The 20,009-nt window shown below is 53.6% G+C and carries 17 protein-coding genes; all 17 read left to right on the top strand.

The genetic code is table 11. From position 1 onward, the window contains the following. The first annotated feature begins 61 nt into the window (after positions 1-61). The 17 genes from rplK to BVC71_RS06050 all read left to right on the top strand — a co-directional run bounded on the left by rplK (position 62) and on the right by BVC71_RS06050 (position 19,861). Positions 62-487, top strand: coding sequence for a 50S ribosomal protein L11 (gene rplK, locus BVC71_RS06130; RefSeq protein ID WP_086450785.1), 426 nt, complete (start codon positions 62-64; stop codon positions 485-487). A 1-nt stretch (position 488) separates the two neighbouring features. Further along, a complete protein-coding gene (gene rplA, locus BVC71_RS06125; RefSeq protein ID WP_086450784.1) occupies positions 489-1,181 on the top strand; it encodes a 50S ribosomal protein L1 in 693 nt (230 codons plus the stop codon). Between the two features lie 234 nt (positions 1,182-1,415). Beyond that, complete coding sequence (gene rplJ, locus BVC71_RS06120) at positions 1,416-1,928, top strand: 50S ribosomal protein L10 (protein ID WP_086450783.1); 513 nt, start codon at positions 1,416-1,418, stop codon at positions 1,926-1,928. 72 nt (positions 1,929-2,000) lie between these two features. Then, the gene (gene rplL / locus BVC71_RS06115) at positions 2,001-2,375 is read left to right on the top strand and encodes a 50S ribosomal protein L7/L12 (protein ID WP_086450782.1); all 375 of its coding nucleotides are present in this window, start codon (positions 2,001-2,003) and stop codon (positions 2,373-2,375) included. 237 nt (positions 2,376-2,612) lie between these two features. Continuing rightward, complete coding sequence (gene rpoB / locus BVC71_RS06110) at positions 2,613-6,752, top strand: DNA-directed RNA polymerase subunit beta (RefSeq protein WP_086450781.1); 4,140 nt, start codon at positions 2,613-2,615, stop codon at positions 6,750-6,752. 49 nt (positions 6,753-6,801) lie between these two features. After that, entirely contained in the window at positions 6,802-11,025 is a 4,224-nt protein-coding gene (gene rpoC / locus BVC71_RS06105; RefSeq protein ID WP_086450780.1) for a DNA-directed RNA polymerase subunit beta', read from the top strand. A 122-nt stretch (positions 11,026-11,147) separates the two neighbouring features. Further along, positions 11,148-11,993 carry a glycosyltransferase gene (locus BVC71_RS06100; RefSeq protein ID WP_086450779.1) on the top strand — a complete coding sequence of 282 codons (846 nt, stop codon included), beginning with the start codon at positions 11,148-11,150 and terminating at the stop codon, positions 11,991-11,993. Between the two features lie 265 nt (positions 11,994-12,258). Then, positions 12,259-12,630 (top strand): 30S ribosomal protein S12, encoded by a 372-nt coding sequence (gene rpsL, locus BVC71_RS06095; protein ID WP_086450778.1) that lies wholly within the window; start codon positions 12,259-12,261, stop codon positions 12,628-12,630. Positions 12,631-12,642: 12 nt separating this feature from the next. Further along, a complete protein-coding gene (rpsG, locus tag BVC71_RS06090; RefSeq protein WP_086450777.1) occupies positions 12,643-13,113 on the top strand; it encodes a 30S ribosomal protein S7 in 471 nt (156 codons plus the stop codon). A 24-nt stretch (positions 13,114-13,137) separates the two neighbouring features. Next, positions 13,138-15,255 (top strand): elongation factor G, encoded by a 2,118-nt coding sequence (fusA, locus tag BVC71_RS06085; protein WP_086450776.1) that lies wholly within the window; start codon positions 13,138-13,140, stop codon positions 15,253-15,255. Between the two features lie 87 nt (positions 15,256-15,342). Continuing rightward, positions 15,343-16,518, top strand: a complete 1,176-nt coding sequence (tuf, locus tag BVC71_RS06080; protein ID WP_086450775.1) for an elongation factor Tu — start codon at positions 15,343-15,345, stop codon at positions 16,516-16,518. A gap of 141 nt (positions 16,519-16,659) precedes the next feature. Then, positions 16,660-17,178, top strand: coding sequence for a P-loop NTPase family protein (locus BVC71_RS06075; RefSeq protein ID WP_086450774.1), 519 nt, complete (start codon positions 16,660-16,662; stop codon positions 17,176-17,178). Between the two features lie 243 nt (positions 17,179-17,421). Beyond that, positions 17,422-17,733: a 30S ribosomal protein S10 gene (gene rpsJ / locus BVC71_RS06070; protein ID WP_086450773.1), complete on the top strand. Its 312-nt coding sequence runs from the start codon at positions 17,422-17,424 to the stop codon at positions 17,731-17,733. 10 nt (positions 17,734-17,743) lie between these two features. Further along, positions 17,744-18,472 carry a 50S ribosomal protein L3 gene (gene rplC, locus BVC71_RS06065; protein WP_086451239.1) on the top strand — a complete coding sequence of 243 codons (729 nt, stop codon included), beginning with the start codon at positions 17,744-17,746 and terminating at the stop codon, positions 18,470-18,472. Then, complete coding sequence (gene rplD, locus BVC71_RS06060; RefSeq protein ID WP_086450772.1) at positions 18,462-19,079, top strand: 50S ribosomal protein L4; 618 nt, start codon at positions 18,462-18,464, stop codon at positions 19,077-19,079. Before rplC ends, rplD begins: the two co-directional genes overlap by 11 nt. Next, positions 19,076-19,372: a 50S ribosomal protein L23 gene (locus BVC71_RS06055; RefSeq protein WP_086450771.1), complete on the top strand. Its 297-nt coding sequence runs from the start codon at positions 19,076-19,078 to the stop codon at positions 19,370-19,372. The genes rplD and BVC71_RS06055 overlap by 4 nt, the downstream gene beginning before the upstream one ends. 120 nt (positions 19,373-19,492) lie before the next feature. Then, positions 19,493-19,861: a hypothetical protein gene (locus tag BVC71_RS06050; RefSeq protein ID WP_086450770.1), complete on the top strand. Its 369-nt coding sequence runs from the start codon at positions 19,493-19,495 to the stop codon at positions 19,859-19,861. Positions 19,862-20,009: the final 148 nt, after the last annotated feature.

The following is a 20,009-nucleotide window of genomic DNA, read 5'->3' as shown; positions in this document are numbered from 1 at the left end:
GGACCACACAACATTGTCCTGATGGCACGCGTGCCTGAGGGGTTGGAAAAAGGAGAGGCCAATGGCCAAGAAAGTAATGGGCTCGCTGAAGCTGCAGGTTCCTGCAGGTCAAGCAAACCCTTCGCCGCCCGTAGGTCCTGCGCTGGGTCAGCGCGGTATCAACATCATGGAGTTCACCAAGGCGTTCAACGCGAAAACGGCTGATATGGAGCCGGGCGCACCTTGCCCGACCATCATCACCTACTACCAGGACAAGTCGTTCACTTTCGAAGTGAAAACGCCTCCTGCGTCGTACTACCTGAAAAAAGCTGCAAAGCTGAAATCGGGCGCGAACAACCCTGGTAAAGAAACCGTGGGCACCGTGACCGCTGCTCAGGTTAAAGAAATCGCCGAGGCCAAAATGAAGGACCTCAACGCTAACACGGTAGAAGCCGCTATGCAGATCATTCTGGGTTCGGCACGCTCCATGGGCATCGAGGTGAAGTAAGATGGCTGGTAAGCGTTACACTGCGGCCGCTGAGGCCTTTGCTGGTAAAGAAGATCTGAACGTAGCTGATGCTGTTGCTCTGGTTAAAGGCAACGCAAAAGCGAAATTCGACGAAACCGTTGAAATCGCGATGAACCTGGGTGTTGACCCACGTCATGCTGACCAGATGGTTCGTGGCACTGTTACCCTGCCTAACGGCACTGGTAAAACCGTTCGCGTTGCTGTTTTCGCACGTGGCGACAAAGCAGAAGAAGCGAAAGCTGCTGGTGCTGACATCGTTGGTGCAGAAGATCTGATGGAAACTGTTCAGTCGGGCAAAATCGACTTTGAACGTTGCATCGCAACTCCAGACATGATGCCAATCGTTGGTCGTCTGGGTAAAGTTCTGGGCCCACGTAACCTGATGCCGAACCCGAAAATCGGCACCGTTACTATGGACGTTGCAGAAGCTGTTAAAGCAGCTAAAGGCGGCCAGGTTCAGTTCAAAGTTGAAAAAGCTGGCGTTATCCACGCAGGTATCGGCAAAGCTTCTTTCGACGCAAAAGCACTGGAAGAAAACCTGCTGGCTTTCGTTGACGCAGTTCAAAAAGCAAAACCAGCTGGTGCCAAAGGCGCCTACATGAAAAAAGTATCGCTGTCCTCGACCATGGGTCCAGGCGTGTCGGTGAATGTAGATTCCGCTACTGGCAACTAAGAATTTTCGCCGCCTTGTGCGGTGAAATGGCGGGGCCTTTATTGGCCCTGTCCTGTCCGAGACGGAGGGTTGGGGTTTCCCCAATAATTCCTTCCTGAGATGGGAAACGAGAATAGATATCCGTTCCGTTTGGATCGGGCGATCTGGCCTCGGGACCCTGAAACGGACCCGAACGGCCCTTGATAAACAGGGGTCAAATTGAGCCGGGGGAAACCCCAAACTTGGAGTGAAACTGTGGATAGAGCCCAGAAAGAGAAGCTGGTCGACGAACTCGGCCAAATCTTTGACAGCTCTGGCGTCGTGGTGGTTGCACACTACGAAGGCATGACAGTTGCAGAGATGCAGGACCTGCGCGCGCAAATGCGTGAAGCTGGTGGTTCTGTACGCGTTGCCAAGAACAAGCTCGCCAAGATCGCCCTGCAAGGTAAAGCATGCGAGTCCATCGCTGACTACCTGACGGGCATGACTGTGTTGTCCTATTCCGAAGACCCTGTCGCTGCTGCGAAGGTCGTGGATAAGTACGCTAAAGGTAACGACAAGCTCGTTATCCTTGGTGGTGCTATGGGTGACACTGCTCTGGACGTTGCCGGCGTGAAAGCCGTTGCACAGATGCCATCCCGCGAAGAGCTTATTGCTTCGATCGTTGGTTGCATTGGTGCACCTGCTTCGAACATCGCTGGTGCGATTGGCGCGCCTGCTTCGAACATCGCGAGCATTCTTTCGACCATCGAAGAGAACGCTGCTTAAGCAACTTAATTGCCCTCGTAGAGAATACCTCTCTCACGTTGGAATACACATCAAACGAACGGAAAGCATAAAATGGCTGATCTGAAAAAACTGGCAGAAGAGATCGTTGGTCTGACCCTGCTTGAAGCACAAGAACTGAAAACCATCCTGAAAGACGAGTACGGCATCGAGCCTGCTGCAGGTGGCGCAGTAATGATGGCAGGCCCAGCTGGCGACGCTGGCGGTGCTGCTGAAGAAAAGACCGACTTTGACGTCGTTCTGAAAGACGCTGGCGCACAGAAAATCAACGTCATCAAAGAAGTTCGCGGCATCACTGGCCTGGGCCTGAAAGAAGCCAAAGAACTGGTTGAAGCTGGCGGCAAAATCAAAGAAGCAGCTCCTAAAGCAGAAGCTGAAGAAATCAAAGCTAAGCTGGAAGCAGCTGGCGCAACGGTCGAACTGGCCTAATTGGTTTCTGGTCCCGATCGGGGCCACGCAAATTTGGGCTGGATCCGCGATTTCGCGGGTCCAGCCGAACCTGTCTTAGCGGGTCGTTTTATAAGACGGCCGTCTTGGGTAGGTTTCAATGGTCGGGCGGCCCCCCTTGGGAAGGGGGTCAAGAATAGACCGGAACTCCCTTCTCAATGGGAAAATGTCGCGGCCCCGGCGACATGGCCCCGCAGAGATTGAAAGGTGACAAAGCACATGGCTCAGACCTTCCTTGGCCAGAAACGCCTGCGTAAATACTACGGTAAAATTGAAGAAGTTCTTCAGATGCCGAACCTCATTGAGGTTCAAAAATCGTCCTATGACCTGTTCTTGCGTTCGGGTGATAGCGACATGCCGCTGGACGGCGAAGGCATCAAAGGCGTTTTCCAGTCGGTATTCCCGATTAAGGATTTTAACGAAACCGCTGTTCTTGAGTTCGTAAAATACGAGCTGGAGAAGCCAAAATTCGACGTTGAAGAATGTATGCAACGCGACCTGACCTACAGTGCTCCGCTGAAGGTAACGCTGCGTCTGATCGTATTCGATATCGACGAAGATACCGGCGCTCGTTCGGTTAAAGACATCAAAGAACAAGACGTGTTCATGGGCGATATGCCTTTGATGACACCAAACGGTACGTTCGTAGTAAACGGCACCGAGCGTGTAATCGTATCCCAGATGCACCGCTCGCCGGGCGTATTCTTTGATCACGACAAAGGTAAAACCCATTCGTCGGGTAAACTTCTGTTCGCTTGCCGCATCATTCCCTACCGCGGTTCGTGGCTGGATTTCGAATTCGACGCAAAAGATCTGGTATTCGCTCGAATCGACCGTCGTCGTAAGCTGCCTGTGACCACCCTGCTGTACGCACTGGGTATGGATCAGGAAAGCATCATGGATGCTTACTACAACACCGTCGATTATTCGCTGGATAAGAAAGCGCACGGCTGGGTTACGAAATTTTTCCCAGAGCGCGTTCGCGGCACCCGTCCTACCTATGATCTAGTAGACGCGGCGACTGGCGAAGTGATCGCGAAAGCGGGCGACAAAGTTACACCACGTGCGGTTAAGAAACTGATCGACGAAGGTTCGGTACAGAACCTGTTGGTTCCATTCGACCAGATCGTCGGCAAATTCGTCGCAAAAGACATCATCAACGAAGAGACGGGGGCGATCTACGTTGAAGCTGGTGACGAACTGACACTGGAGATAGATAAAGACGGCGATATCATCGGCGGCACCATCAAAGAACTGATCGATGAAGGCATCACCGACATCCCAGTTCTGGACATCGACAACATCAACGTTGGTCCATACATCCGGAACACGCTGGCGACAGATAAAAACATGAACCGCGACACCGCGCTCATGGATATCTATCGCGTTATGCGTCCTGGTGAACCACCAACCGTTGACGCTGCATCGGCACTGTTCGATACGCTGTTCTTCGATTCCGAACGTTACGACCTGTCCGCCGTTGGCCGCGTGAAAATGAACATGCGCCTAGCTTTGGACGCAGAAGACACTCAGCGTACCCTTCGCAACGAAGACATCGTTGCATGTATCAAGGCGCTGGTTGAACTGCGTGACGGCAAAGGCGAAGTCGACGACATCGACCACTTGGGCAACCGTCGTGTTCGTTCCGTTGGCGAGCTGATGGAAAACCAGTACCGTGTTGGTCTGCTGCGTATGGAACGCGCGATCAAAGAGCGTATGTCGTCCGTCGAAATCGACACCGTCATGCCTCAGGATCTGATCAACGCGAAACCGGCAGCGGCTGCTGTTCGTGAATTCTTTGGCTCTTCGCAGCTGTCGCAGTTCATGGACCAAACCAACCCGCTGTCCGAAGTGACGCACAAGCGTCGTCTGTCGGCGCTTGGACCAGGCGGTCTGACCCGCGAACGTGCAGGCTTTGAGGTTCGCGACGTTCACCCAACCCACTACGGTCGTATGTGTCCAATTGAGACCCCTGAAGGTCCAAACATTGGTCTGATCAACTCGCTGGCAACCTTCGCACGCGTGAACAAATACGGCTTTATCGAAACTCCATATCGCAAGGTCATCGAGGGCAAGGTCACTAGCGAAGTGTCCTACATGTCCGCGACCGAAGAAATGCGCCACACCGTTGCGCAGGCGAACGCGAACTTGGATGATGACGGCGTATTGGTGAACGAATTTGTATCGACCCGTCAGTCGGGTGAATACACGCTCGCACCAAAAGAAAACGTTGACCTGATCGACGTATCGCCAAAACAGCTGGTATCGGTTGCTGCGGCGCTGATCCCGTTCTTGGAAAACGACGACGCTAACCGTGCTCTGATGGGTTCGAACATGCAACGTCAGGCTGTTCCGCTGCTGCAAGCAACGGCGCCGCTGGTTGGTACTGGTATGGAAGGCAAAGTGGCGATCGACTCTGGCGCTGCTATTACTGCTGCACGTGCTGGTATCGTTGACCAAGTTGACGCGACCCGTATCGTTATCCGTGCGACCGAAGATCTAGAAGTTGGCGACCCTGGCGTAGACATCTACCGTCTGCGTAAGTTCCAGCGTTCGAACCAGAACACCTGCATCAACCAGCGTCCGCAGGTTAAAGTAGGTTCGGTTGTGACCAAAGGCGAAGTTATCGCTGACGGTCCATCGACCGATATGGGCGAACTGGCACTGGGTAAAAACGTGATCGTCGCGTTTATGCCTTGGAACGGTTACAACTACGAAGACTCGATCCTGATTTCTGAACGTATCGTAAAAGACGACGTATTCACTTCGGTTCACATCGAAGAATTCGAAGTTGCGGCACGTGACACGAAACTGGGGCCAGAAGAGATCACTCGCGACATTCCGAACGTCGGTGAAGAAGCGCTGCGCAACCTCGACGAGGCTGGCATCGTTTACATCGGTGCAGAGGTAGGTCCAGCTGACATTCTGGTTGGTAAAATCACACCAAAAGGCGAAAGCCCGATGACGCCAGAAGAAAAGCTTCTGCGCGCTATCTTTGGTGAGAAAGCATCCGATGTACGCGATACATCGCTGCGCCTGCCACCAGGTGACTACGGCACTGTCGTAGAAGTTCGCGTCTTCAACCGTCACGGCGTCGAAAAAGACGAACGTGCGCTGCAGATCGAGCGTGAAGAAGTCGAAAGCCTGTCGCGTGACCGTGACGACGAATTGGGCATTCTGGACCGCAACATCTATGCACGTCTTAAAGACCTGATTTTGGGCAAAGAAGCCGTCAAAGGCCCACGTGGTTTTGCCGCGAATTCGGTTATCACCGAAGAAGCACTGGCAGAACTGTCGCGTGGTCAGTGGTGGCAGATCGCTCTGAAGGACGAAGACGACGCGAAAATCGTCGAAGCCCTGAACGAGCAGTACGAAGCCCAAAAGCGTCAGCTGGATGCACGTTTCGAAGACAAGGTCGAAAAAGTTCGCCGCGGCGACGACCTGCCTCCGGGCGTTATGAAAATGGTCAAAGTCTTTATCGCGGTGAAGCGTAAGCTGCAGCCAGGCGATAAGATGGCAGGTCGTCACGGCAACAAAGGTGTTATTTCCCGCGTTGTACCAGTCGAAGACATGCCATTCCTTGCGGATGGTACGCCGGTCGATTTCGTACTGAACCCGCTGGGCGTTCCATCGCGTATGAACGTTGGTCAGATTCTGGAAACCCACATGGGTTGGGCATCGCGTGGTCTGGGTATCCAGATCGACGAAGCGATCCAGGAATACCGCCGTTCGGGCGACATGACCCCAGTTCGTGACGCGCTGAAAATCACCTATGGTGACGCTGTATACGAAGAAGGCTTTGCTGATCTGGGCGAAGACGATCTGATCGAGCTGGCAGGCAATGCTACCTCGGGTGTTCCGATCGCGACCCCAGTATTCGACGGCGCAAAAGAAGCAGACGTGAACGATGCACTGGCGCGTGCTGGTTTCGACACGTCGGGTCAGTCGGTACTGTTCGACGGCCGTACGGGTGAACAGTTCGCTCGTAAGGTAACCGTTGGCGTTAAATACCTGCTGAAACTGCACCACCTGGTGGATGACAAAATCCACGCGCGTTCGACCGGACCATACTCGCTTGTTACTCAGCAGCCGCTGGGTGGTAAGGCGCAGTTCGGTGGCCAGCGCTTTGGTGAGATGGAGGTCTGGGCTCTGGAGGCTTATGGCGCTGCATACACCTTGCAGGAAATGCTGACCGTCAAATCGGACGACGTTGCCGGACGTACCAAAGTGTACGAAAGCATCGTCAAAGGCGAGGACAACTTCGAAGCTGGTGTACCAGAATCGTTCAACGTTCTTGTCAAAGAAGTCCGCGGCCTCGGCCTCAATATGGAACTCCTGGATGCGGAGGACGACGAGTGAGGCGTACGCGCCTCACCTCTAGTCTCCCACTGATATGTAAGGACATCCGATGAACCAGGAACTGACCAACAACCCGTTCAACCCACTGACACCTGCAAAGGCGTTCGACGAAATCAAAGTTTCGCTCGCATCGCCTGAGCGCATCCTGTCGTGGTCGTTCGGTGAAATCAAAAAACCAGAAACCATCAACTACCGTACGTTCAAACCAGAACGTGACGGTCTGTTCTGTGCGCGTATTTTCGGCCCGATCAAAGACTACGAATGTCTGTGCGGCAAATATAAGCGCATGAAGTACCGCGGCGTTGTCTGCGAAAAATGTGGTGTTGAAGTTACGCTGCAAAAAGTACGTCGTGAACGCATGGGCCACATCGAACTGGCTGCGCCTGTTGCGCACATCTGGTTCCTGAAATCCCTGCCATCCCGCATCGGTCTGATGCTGGACATGACTCTGCGTGATCTGGAACGCATCCTGTATTTCGAAAACTACGTTGTTATCGAACCAGGTCTGACAGATCTGACCTACGGTCAGCTGATGTCGGAAGAAGAGTATCTGGACGCTCAGGACACCTACGGCATGGACGCGTTCCAAGCCAACATCGGTGCAGAAGCGATCCGCGAGATGCTGTCGATGATCGATCTGGAAGCAACTGCAGAGCAGCTGCGTGAAGAGCTGAAAGAAGCCACTGGCGAACTGAAGCCGAAAAAGATCATCAAACGCCTGAAGATCGTCGAGAACTTCTTGGAATCGGGCAACCGTCCTGAATGGATGATCCTGACCGTTGTTCCTGTGATCCCACCAGAACTGCGCCCACTGGTGCCGCTGGATGGTGGCCGCTTTGCGACTTCGGATCTGAACGATCTGTATCGCCGCGTGATCAACCGTAACAACCGTCTGAAGCGTCTGATCGAGCTGCGCGCACCTGACATCATCGTACGTAACGAAAAACGTATGTTGCAGGAATCCGTTGACGCATTGTTCGACAACGGCCGTCGTGGCCGCGTGATCACCGGCGCGAACAAGCGTCCGCTGAAATCGCTGTCCGACATGCTGAAAGGTAAGCAGGGTCGTTTCCGTCAGAACCTTTTGGGTAAACGCGTCGACTTCTCGGGTCGTTCGGTTATTGTGACCGGCCCTGAATTGATGCTGCACCAGTGTGGTCTGCCGAAAAAGATGGCTTTGGAACTGTTCAAGCCGTTCATTTACTCGCGTTTGGAAGCCAAAGGCCTGTCCTCGACTGTGAAACAGGCGAAGAAACTGGTCGAAAAAGAGCGTCCAGAGGTCTGGGATATTCTGGATGAGGTCATCCGCGAACACCCAGTCATGCTGAACCGTGCGCCTACGCTTCACCGTTTGGGCATTCAGGCGTTCGAACCGAAACTGATCGAAGGTAAAGCCATCCAGCTGCACCCACTGGTCTGTTCGGCATTCAACGCTGACTTTGACGGTGACCAGATGGCGGTTCACGTTCCTCTGAGCCTTGAGGCACAGTTGGAAGCCCGCGTTCTGATGATGTCGACGAACAACGTTCTGTCGCCAGCAAACGGTGCGCCGATCATCGTTCCTTCGCAGGATATGATCTTGGGTCTGTACTACACCACGATCCAGCGTGACGGCATGAAGGGCGAAGGCATGTCCTTCTCTTCCTTGGAAGAAGTCGAACACGCGCTGGCCGCTGGCGAAGTGCACCTGCACGCCAAGGTGAACGCACGCATCAAGCAGATTGATGAGACCGGTCAAGAAGTGACCGTTCGTTGTGAAACCACCCCTGGTCGTCTGCGTTTGGGTAACCTGTTGCCGTTGAATGCAAAGGCGCCGTTCAGCTTAGTGAACCGTCTGCTGCGTAAGAAAGAAGTGCAGCAGGTCATCGACACCGTATACCGTTACTGTGGTCAAAAAGAGTCGGTCATCTTCTGTGACCAGATCATGACCATGGGCTTCCGCGAAGCGTTCAAGGCCGGTATTTCGTTCGGTAAGGATGACATGGTCATTCCTGACACCAAATGGAATTTGGTCGAAGAAACCCGCGATCAGGTGAAAGACTTTGAACAGCAGTACATGGACGGTCTGATTACTCAGGGCGAAAAGTACAACAAAGTCGTCGATGCATGGTCGAAGTGTAACGACAAAGTCACCGACGCTATGATGGGTACCATCTCGGCTGAGAAACGTGACGATGCCGGCGCTGTTATGGAACCAAACTCGGTTTACATGATGGCTCACTCTGGTGCGCGTGGTTCGGTTACTCAGATGAAACAGCTGGGCGGTATGCGCGGCCTGATGGCGAAACCTTCGGGCGAGATTATCGAAACGCCGATCATCTCGAACTTTAAAGAAGGTCTGACCGTTCTTGAGTACTTCAACTCCACCCACGGTGCTCGTAAGGGTCTGTCGGATACGGCGTTGAAAACAGCGAACTCGGGTTACCTGACCCGTCGTCTGGTTGACGTGGCACAGGACTGCATCGTTCGTATGGACGATTGTGGCACCGACCGCGCGATCACTGCAGAAGCAGCTGTGAACGATGGTGAAGTTGTTGCATCGCTATCTGAACGCGTTCTGGGCCGTGTTTCGGCAGATGACGTTCTGCGTCCTGGCACTGACGAAGTCATTGTCAAAGCAGGCGAGCTGATCGACGAACGTCGTGCAGACATGATCGAAACTGCGAACATCGCGAAAATGCGTATCCGCAGCCCGCTAACCTGTGAAGCAGACGATGGCGTTTGTGCCCAGTGTTACGGTCGTGACCTTGCACGCGGTACCAAAGTGAACATCGGTGAAGCTGTCGGTATTATCGCTGCACAGTCGATCGGTGAACCTGGTACACAGCTGACGATGCGTACATTCCACATCGGTGGTGTTGCACAAGGTGGCCAGCAGTCGTTCCTAGAAGCTTCGGCAGCCGGTAAGGTTGAATTCCGCAACGCAAACATTCTGGAAAACGCCAGTGGCGACCAGATTGTTGTGGGCCGCAACATGATCCTAGCCATCATGGGCGAAGACGGCGAAGAACGTGCGCAACATAAAGTTGGCTACGGTTCCAAAGTCTTTGTCAAAGACGGTGCAGACATCGCACGCGGCGACAAGATGTTCGAATGGGATCCATACACCCTGCCGATCATCGCGGAAAAAGGCGGCAAAGTTCGTCTGGTCGACCTGATTTCGGGTATTTCTGTTCGCGAAGACACCGACGATGCGACCGGTATGACACAGAAAATCGTGTCCGACTGGCGTTCGGTTCCACGCGGTGGCGATCTGAAACCAGAGATCATCGTTGTTGGTGCTGATGGCGAACCAGTTCGCAAGGACGACGGTAACCCTGTCACCTACCCAATGTCGGTAGATGCAATTCTGTCGGTCGAAGACGGTCAGGATGTATCGGCTGGTGACGTTGTTGCGCGTATTCCGCGTGAAGGCGCTAAGACCAAGGACATTACCGGTGGTCTGCCGCGCGTTGCTGAACTGTTCGAAGCACGTCGTCCAAAAGACCACGCGATCATTGCCGAAATCGATGGCTATGTCCGCTTTGGTAAGGACTACAAGAACAAGCGTCGTATCGCGATCGAATCCGCATCGGATCCAGATCACAAAGTCGAATACATGGTACCAAAAGGGAAACACATCCCGGTCCAAGAAGGCGACTTTGTCCAGAAGGGCGACTACATCATGGACGGCAACCCAGCGCCGCATGACATCCTAGCAATTATGGGTGTCGAGGCTCTGGCTGACTACATGATCGACGAAGTTCAGGACGTTTACCGTCTGCAAGGTGTGAAGATTAACGATAAACACATCGAAGTTATCGTTCGTCAGATGCTGCAGAAATGGGAAATCTCTGACTCGGGTGACACCACGCTGCTGAAGGGCGAGACCGTTGATAAGGTCGAGTTCGACGAAGCAAACGCCAAGGCATTGGCACGTGGCGATCGTCCAGCACAGGGTGAACCAATCCTGCTGGGTATCACCAAAGCATCGCTGCAGACACGTTCGTTCATCTCGGCTGCGTCGTTCCAGGAAACCACCCGCGTTCTGACCGAATCCTCGGTACAGGGTAAGCGCGACAAACTGGTTGGCCTGAAAGAGAACGTCATCGTTGGTCGTCTGATCCCAGCCGGTACCGGTGGCGCGACAAGCAAAGTCCGCCGTATCGCAGCAGATCGCGACAACGTAGTTCTAGAAGCGCGCCGCGAAGAAGCCGAACAGGCGCTGGCCCTGTCGGCACCTTCGGCCGAAGACAGCTTTGCCGCTGACGCACCAGAAAGCCGCGAAGAATAAGTTCGCAGCAATGGAATTGAAAAGGCCCCTGCGAAAGCGGGGGCCTTTTTCTTTGGGTTGGCAATCCTGGGCGGCAGTTGCTATGCCAAAGGCATGGGAAAACGAGTATTTGTAAAAATCTGATGGCCAAACCAAAGATACAGATGCTGGGGTTGTGTCGGTTTTCGTATCCTGGGCATCTCGAAGCTTTTAATCATGATTTTCAGTCTGACGCGGACTTGCGCGCACACCTTTACGATGATGACCGCATTGATCAGCGCTTTTGTTTTTTCGAACAGCTAAGCATTCCGTCTTTGACCGTCCAAACCGACGCAGATTTTAAACTCATCGTTTTGGCGGGTGATCAAATGCCGGATCACCAAAAAGCTAGATTACTAGATATCTGTTCCAAAGTTCCGCAAATAGATGTGCAATTTCATCCAGAGGGACAAAAGCCGCGTGAATTATGCCGCGAGGTGATGATCGCGGGTCGCGATGACACGGCCGATGTGATTGGCGAATTCCGGTTGGATGATGACGATGCCGTGGCGACCGAATTTATCGAACGTAGCCGTAAGGTGATTTCGGCAAACATGCCGATGTTCAAAGAACGCGAAATGTTGTGCGTTGATTTTTGCCGCGGCTATGTCGTTGCCTTTAGTCCTGACTGGGGCGTGCGGGCGGTACAGGTGACGGAACGGTTATGGACCCCTGGGCAAGTGATCTGTCGTAACCCTGTTGATCCGTCCAGCCTATTGGATATGAACCACACCCGCGTTTGGCTGCATATGCCCGTCGTCAGCGTTCCAAACCGCCCAATGTTCTTACGCGGGGCGCATTCCATGAATGACAGCAATCTACTAGAACGCGTGATCAAAGAAGGGCAGGGCGGCAAAATGCGGGACCGGACAGCCTATCGGATCAAGACCCGGTTCAACGTTCAGCCACCTGAACTCAAGGCCGCATGGCGCGCATTAACCAAGCCATAAAGGGTTAGTGTTGACACGATAGGCGACTCTGCCTATACGCCCACCATCCGGGTCATTAGGGGGATTCCCCTCTCACCCGAAATCAGAGCTGAAGTGGACAAGAACCGGACAATTTTGTCGTCCTGTTCCTCTGTAACTTTAACCGCTGCGAACCTCCGGTAAGGGTTCGGATGCGGGCTTTTTGTGCTGCGGCGTATGCGTCGCGCATTCGTCGTGAACCGCGGACCTAAGGGGCCGCTAAACAGTAGGATAGGGGATTTACCTTATGCCAACGATCCAACAGCTGATCCGCAAGCCGCGTCAGCCTAAAGTCGTCAAATCCAAGTCGCAGCACCTTGAGCGCTGCCCACAAAAGCGTGGCGTTTGCACCCGTGTTTACACCACCACGCCTAAGAAACCGAACTCCGCTATGCGTAAAGTTGCGAAGGTACGCCTGACCAACGGTTACGAAGTGATTTCGTACATCCCAGGTGAAAGCCACAACCTTCAGGAACACTCTGTGGTTCTGATCCGTGGCGGTCGTGTAAAAGACCTTCCGGGTGTCCGTTACCACATCCTGCGTGGTGTTTTGGATACCCAAGGCGTCAAAGACCGTAAACAACGCCGTTCGAAATACGGCGCGAAGCGTCCTAAGTAAGGAGATCACACTATGTCGCGTCGTCACGCTGCTGAAAAACGTGAAGTTCTGCCGGACGCAAAGTTCGGTGACCGCGTTGTCACTAAATTCATGAACAACCTGATGATCGATGGTAAGAAATCGGTCGCAGAAAAAATCGTTTACAACGCATTTGACCGCGTTGAAGCGAAACTGAAAAAAGCACCTGTTGAAGTGTTCCACGAAGCACTGGACAACGTAAAACCATCGGTCGAAGTTCGTTCGCGCCGTGTTGGTGGTGCAACCTACCAGGTTCCTGTCGAAGTTCGCCCAGAACGTCGTGAAGCCCTGGCAATTCGCTGGCTGATCTCGGCTTCGCGTTCGCGTAACGAAAACACCATGGAAGAGCGCCTGGCTGGTGAGCTTCTGGATGCTGTTAACGGTCGCGGTTCCGCCGTGAAAAAACGCGAAGACACCCACAAGATGGCAGACGCAAACAAAGCGTTCAGCCATTACCGCTGGTAATTTTAGTCTGAAGGACGAAGCCCAATGGCACGCGAATATCCTCTCGACCGGTATCGTAACTTTGGTATCATGGCGCACATCGATGCAGGTAAAACCACCTGTTCCGAGCGCATCCTGTACTACACTGGTAAATCCCACAACATTGGTGAGGTGCACGACGGTGCAGCCACCATGGACTGGATGGAACAGGAACAGGAACGTGGTATCACCATCACTTCGGCTGCGACGACCACTTTCTGGGAACGCACCGAAGACGGCGAAACCGCTGACACTCCTAAACACCGCCTGAACATCATCGACACCCCTGGCCACGTTGACTTCACCATCGAAGTTGAACGTTCGCTGGCGGTTCTTGACGGTGCTGTTTGTGTTCTTGACGCAAACGCTGGTGTTGAGCCTCAGACTGAAACCGTATGGCGTCAGGCTGACCGCTACAAAGTTCCACGTATCGTGTTCGTTAACAAAATGGACAAGATCGGCGCAGACTTCTTTAACTGCGTGAACATGATCGAAGACCGTACCGGCGCGCGCGCTGTACCTGTTGGTATTCCAATCGGTGCAGAATCCGAGCTGGAAGGCCTGATCGATCTGGTCACCATGAAAGAATGGCTGTGGAAAGGCGAAGACCTGGGCGCATCCTGGGTTAAAGTCGACATCCGTGACGAACTGAAAGACATGGCCGACGAATGGCGTGGCAAAATGATCGAAGCTGCTGTTGAGCAGGACGATGATGCCATGATGGAATACCTGGAAGGCAACGAGCCTGACGTTCCAACCCTGCGCGCTCTGCTGCGTAAAGGTACCTTGGACCTGCAGTTCGTTCCTGTTCTGGGCGGCTCGGCGTTCAAAAACAAAGGTGTTCAGCCTCTGTTGAACGCAGTTCTGGACTACCTGCCATCGCCGCTGGACGTTGTTGACTACATGGGCTTTGCACCAGGTGACGAAACCGAAGAGCGTAACATCGCGCGTCGTGCAGACGACGAGATGGCGTTCTCGGGTCTGGCGTTCAAAATCATGAACGACCCATTCGTTGGCTCGCTGACCTTTACCCGTATCTACTCGGGTGTCCTGAACAAAGGCGACACGCTTTTGAACTCGACCAAAGGTAAGAAAGAGCGCGTTGGTCGTATGATGATGATGCACTCGAACAACCGTGAGGAAATCGAGGAAGCATTCGCAGGCGACATCATCGCGCTGGCGGGTCTGAAAGACACCACCACCGGTGACACCCTGTGTGATCAGAAAGAACCAGTCGTTCTGGAAACCATGACCTTCCCAGAGCCAGTGATCGAAATCGCGGTCGAGCCTAAAACCAAGGGCGACCAAGAGAAGATGTCCGCTGGTCTGGCACGTCTGGCAGCCGAAGACCCATCCTTCCGTGTGGAAACTGACCTGGAATCGGGCCAGACCATCATGAAGGGCATGGGCGAACTTCACCTCGACATTCTTGTTGACCGCCTGAAGCGTGAATTCAAGGTTGAGGCGAACATCGGTGCGCCACAGGTTGCATACCGTGAAACCATTTCGCACGCTGTAGAGCACACCTACACCCACAAGAAACAGTCGGGTGGTTCGGGTCAGTACGGTGAGGTTAAGCTGGAGATCACTCCAACCGAGCCAGGCGAAGGTTATTCGTTCGAAAGCCGCATCGTCGGTGGTGCTGTTCCTAAGGAATACATCCCAGGCGTTGAAAAAGGCATCAACTCGGTTATGGACAGCGGCCCTCTGGCAGGCTTCCCTGTGATCGACTTCAAGGTTGCTCTGGTCGACGGTAAATACCACGACGTTGACTCCAGCGTTCTGGCTTTCGAAATCGCATCCCGTATGTGTATGCGCGAAGGCATGAAAAAAGCTGGTGCGAAACTTCTGGAACCAACCATGAAGGTCGAAGTTATCACTCCTGAAGAGTACACCGGTGGCATCATCGGCGACCTGACATCGCGTCGCGGTCAGGTAACTGGTCAGGAACCACGTGGTAACGCTGTTGCAATCAACGCGTTCGTCCCTCTGGCGAACATGTTCGGCTATATCAACACCCTGCGTTCGATGTCGTCGGGCCGTGCACAGTTCACCATGCAGTTCGACCACTACGAACCAGTGCCATCGAACATCTCGGAAGAGATCCAAGCGAAATTCGCCTAATGGCGGTGTGGCGGGGCTTTGGTCCCGCCACTTCCAATTATCAAGCGGGTCATGCCGACCCGTTAGACCAAGACTAAGGAGGCCATTATGGCTAAGGAAAAGTTTGAACGTTCCAAACCACACGTCAACATCGGCACCATCGGCCACGTTGACCACGGTAAAACCACGCTGACCGCAGCGATCACCAAATACTTTGGTGACTTCAAAGCCTACGACCAGATCGACGGCGCACCAGAAGAAAAAGCACGCGGCATCACCATCTCGACCGCTCACGTTGAGTACGAGACCGAGAACCGTCACTACGCTCACGTTGACTGCCCAGGTCACGCTGACTACGTGAAAAACATGATCACCGGTGCGGCGCAGATGGACGGCGGCATCCTGGTTGTTAACGCAGCTGACGGCCCTATGCCTCAGACTCGTGAACACATCCTGCTGGCACGTCAGGTTGGCGTTCCTGCGCTGGTTGTTTTCATGAACAAAGTTGACCAGGTAGACGACGAAGAGCTGCTGGAACTGGTTGAAATGGAAATCCGCGAGCTGCTGTCCGAATACGACTTCCCAGGCGACGATATTCCAATCATCGCAGGTTCGGCACTGGCTGCTATGGAAGGCCGTGACGAAAACATCGGCGAAAACAAGATCAAAGAGCTGATGGAAGCTGTTGACTCGTACATTCCAGAGCCAGAGCGCGCGATCGACCAGCCATTCCTGATGCCAATCGAAGACGTGTTCTCGATCTCGGGCCGTGGTACTGTTGTAACCGGTCGTGTTGAGCGCGGCGTGATCAACGTTGGCGACGAAATCGAAATCGTTGGTATCCGTGACACCTCGAAAACCACCTGTACTGGTGTTGAGATGTTCCGCAAACTGCTGGACCGCGGTGAAGCAGGCGACAACATCGGTGCGCTGCTGCGTGGTGTTGACCGTGAAGGCGTTGAGCGTGGCCAGGTTCTGTGTAAGCCAGGTTCGGTTAAGCCACACACCAAATTCGAAGCAGAGGTCTACATCCTGACCAAAGAAGAAGGTGGTCGTCACACCCCATTCTTCGCAAACTACCGTCCACAGTTCTACTTCCGTACAACTGACGTCACCGGTACTTGCATTCTGCCAGAAGGCACCGAGATGGTCATGCCAGGCGACAACCTGAAACTGTCGGCTGAACTGATCGCTCCTATCGCAATGGAAGAAGGCCTGCGCTTCGCGATCCGCGAAGGTGGCCGTACCGTTGGTTCGGGCGTTGTGTCCAAAATCATCGAGTAATCTGATCTAACAATCAGACTACTGAAAGGGTCGCCGAAAGGCGGCCCTTTTGCTTTGGCGGTGTCAGGCGTTGTAAGGTTTTTTGAGAAAGGCTTTTTTCGCGTCCGCGGGTTGGCTTAAGTTCGTGGTGGAGGGTTCTGTGTGCATAGTTTCCAAGGGGTCGAGTTTGACCGGACAGCTATCATTGGGAACACGGCATCGGGCAAAAGCCGGCTTTCCAAACGATTAGGCAAAGCGCGTTGTTTGAATGTTGTGGACCTCGACCAGATACGCTGGATCGGCGGTGACTTTAGCCGCAAGGAAACCGTCGCAAACGTTGTTTCAAAGACCTCGGACATAGCGAAACAGGATAGGTGGGTTATAGAAGGGGTCTATGGTTGGCTCATCCGGCCCATTCTTGAACGCACCACATGCTTGATTTGGACGGACATCCCGTGGTCGGAAAGTCGGGCTAATTTATTCAAGCGAGAAGCCGCGCTTGGCACCACGGGGAATTTCGCTGAACTTGAGGCTTGGTCAAGTGAGTATTGGAGCAGATCTTCGAATTCCTCATATGCGGCGCATCTTGAAATTTTCGAAGAATTCGACGGACCGAAATATCGGCTGACCAGCATGGCGGAAACCAACGCCTTTATCGAGGGTATTGAGCAGTTTTGTTGACGCTAATACGGCTCTAATAGCTGAATAGGGTGATGATTTCGGCTAATGTGGGCAGGGATTTGATCGTTCTGCAGGAGTCCCCAACTTTTTTGTTGATTACTACCCCGCGCCCGTGTAGTTGGCGCGGGTTCGCTATTGGCGAACGACCGATAGGGGATTCGTTCCTTATCTAGGTTCGACGTGGGGACGCAATGGTGCGATCTCGACCTCTCAACCGAATCAAAGCCGCGAAAGGCAAATGACATGGCACAAAGCCAAAACATTCGCATTCGGCTGAAGGCTTTCGATTACCGTGTGCTGGACGCCAGCACTCAGGAAATCGTAAGCACTGCGAAACGTACTGGCGCATCCGTGCGCGGTCCGATTCCTCTGCCGAACAAGATCGAAAAATTCACCGTTCTGCGTGGTCCACACGTCGACAAAAAGTCGCGTGACCAGTTCGAAATCCGCACCCACAAGCGTCTGCTTGATATCGTGGATCCGACCCCGCAAACCGTAGACGCACTGATGAAGCTCGACCTCGCCGCTGGCGTAGACGTCGAGATCAAAGTATAAGGGGGCATTGATTATGCGCTCTGGCGTTATTGCAAAAAAAGTCGGCATGACACGCTTGTTCATGGAAGACGGTAAACAGATCCCTGTAACCGTTCTGCAACTGGACAACCTGCAGGTCGTTTCGCAGCGTACCGTTGAAAAAGACGGCTACTCGGCTGTTCAGCTGGGTGCAGGTACTGCTAAAGCCAAAAACACATCCAAAGCTATGCGCGGTCACTTTGCAGCTGCTAAAGTTGAACCAAAGCGTAAAGTTGCGGAATTCCGTGTTGCTCCTGAAAACATCCTGCCAGTTGGTGCGGAAATCGTTGCTGATCACTACTTTGAAGGTCAGTACGTAGACGTTTCCGGTACCTCGATTGGTAAAGGTTTCGCAGGTGCGATGAAGCGTCACAACTTCGGCGGTCTGCGCGCGACACACGGTGTGTCGATCTCGCACCGTTCGCACGGTTCGACCGGTCAGTGTCAGGATCCAGGTCGCGTTTTCAAAGGCAAGAAAATGGCAGGTCACATGGGCGCAGCTCGTGTAACTACCCAGAACTTGCAAGTTGTACGCACCGATTCCGACCGTGGCCTGATCATGGTTAAAGGCGCTGTTCCTGGCTCCAAAGGTGGCTGGGTAACCATTAAGGATGCGGTTAAGAAACCAACTCCTGAAGGTCTGGTTCTGCCAGCTGGTCTGAAATCGGATGCTGCGCCTGTAGAGGCTGCTGCTGAAGGAGGCGAAAACAATGAAGGCTGAAGCTATCAAACTTGATGGTGCTGCCGCAGGTTCCGTCGAACTGAACGACGAAATCTTTGGTCTAGAGCCACGCGCAGACATTCTGCACCGTGTTGTTCGCTGGCAGCGTGCAAAAGCACAAGCTGGTACGCACAAAGTTCTGACAAAGTCGGAAGTTTCGTACTCGACCAAGAAGATCTACCGCCAAAAAGGCACCGGTGGCGCACGTCACGGTTCCAAAAAGGCACCGATCTTCCGTCACGGTGGTGTTTACAAAGGTCCAGTTGTACGTTCGCACGCACACGAGCTGACCAAAAAGTTCCGCAAGCTGGGTCTGCGCCACGCGCTGTCCGCGAAAGCAAAAGCTGGCGAACTGGTTGTGATCGAGAACACCGACCTGAACGAAGCAAAAACTTCGGCACTGGCAAAGCAGGTTGCTTCGCTGGGTTGGAAGCGCGCGCTGGTCATCGACGCAGCAGTTAACGAGAACTTCGCTCAGGCTGCTCGCAACATCGAAACCGTTAACGTTCTGCCTTCGATGGGCGCGAACGTTTACGACATCCTGCGCAGTGACACCTTGGTGCTCACCAAAGCAGGTGTTGAAGCTCTGGAGGCTCGTTTGAAATGAGCGCAAAAGCACAACACTACGACGTGATCCGCAAGCCGATCATCACCGAGAAAGCATCCATGGCGTCCGAAAACGGCGCAGTGGTTTTCGAAGTGGCAATGGGCGCAAACAAACCACAGATCAAAGAGGCTGTTGAAGCTCTGTTTGGCGTGAAAGTGAAAGCGGTCAACACCGTTATCACCAAAGGTAAAGTTAAGCGTTTCCGCGGCACCGTTGGTACCCGCAACGACGTTAAAAAAGCTTACGTTACCCTGGTTGAGGGCAACACCATCGACGTGACCACCGGTCTGTAAGTCGATAGGCTAGCAATTTCGGAAAGGCCCTCGCTGTGCGGGGGCCTTTTTGTTTTCAGTGGGTGGATGTTCTCCTTTAGGGCGATTAATGTGTGTGATTCATTCTTTAAGGAGAGTTTGATGAAGAAAATCGCCTGTTTTGCCGTCGTATTACTGCTGTCTGCATGCATGTCGTCCGAAATGTCGCCAGAGCTGGAGGCCAATATCGCACGCAACGCAGTTGTCGCCGAAAACGCAACCATGGTGCAAAGTGCAGCGGGGCCAATGCGGATCAACGTCAATAATTCGGGCGTCATCGCGATGGTCACAGGCGTGCCGGGCGTAACGACGGTTGCACAGATGGAATCTGCAGTTGCCGCGCACACAGGTTGCAGCGCACAGGCTGCGACCAACATCACTCAGCTGATGGGTATTGATAAAACGACGCCTGTGTCGGATGGTCACTATCGTCAGTTTGGCGGCGCAATTCCGATCCGTTTGAGCTGTTAATACGCGCATCGGCTGGCCATCGGGCTGGCGATTTGTTTCAGCGCTTGACCTTTGGCCCCCATCCACCTAAGAGAGCCCATCCGCAAACGCCCCGGATTCGTCCGGGGCTTTCGCTTTGTGCGTTTGCGGTGTCAGAATCGGGGACCTT

It is taken from the genome of Marivivens niveibacter, assembly GCF_002150005.2.
Lineage (GTDB): Bacteria > Pseudomonadota > Alphaproteobacteria > Rhodobacterales > Rhodobacteraceae > Marivivens > Marivivens niveibacter.
The sequence above is the reverse complement of the archived record's forward strand: the minus strand, read 5'-3'. Positions and strand labels throughout refer to the sequence as shown.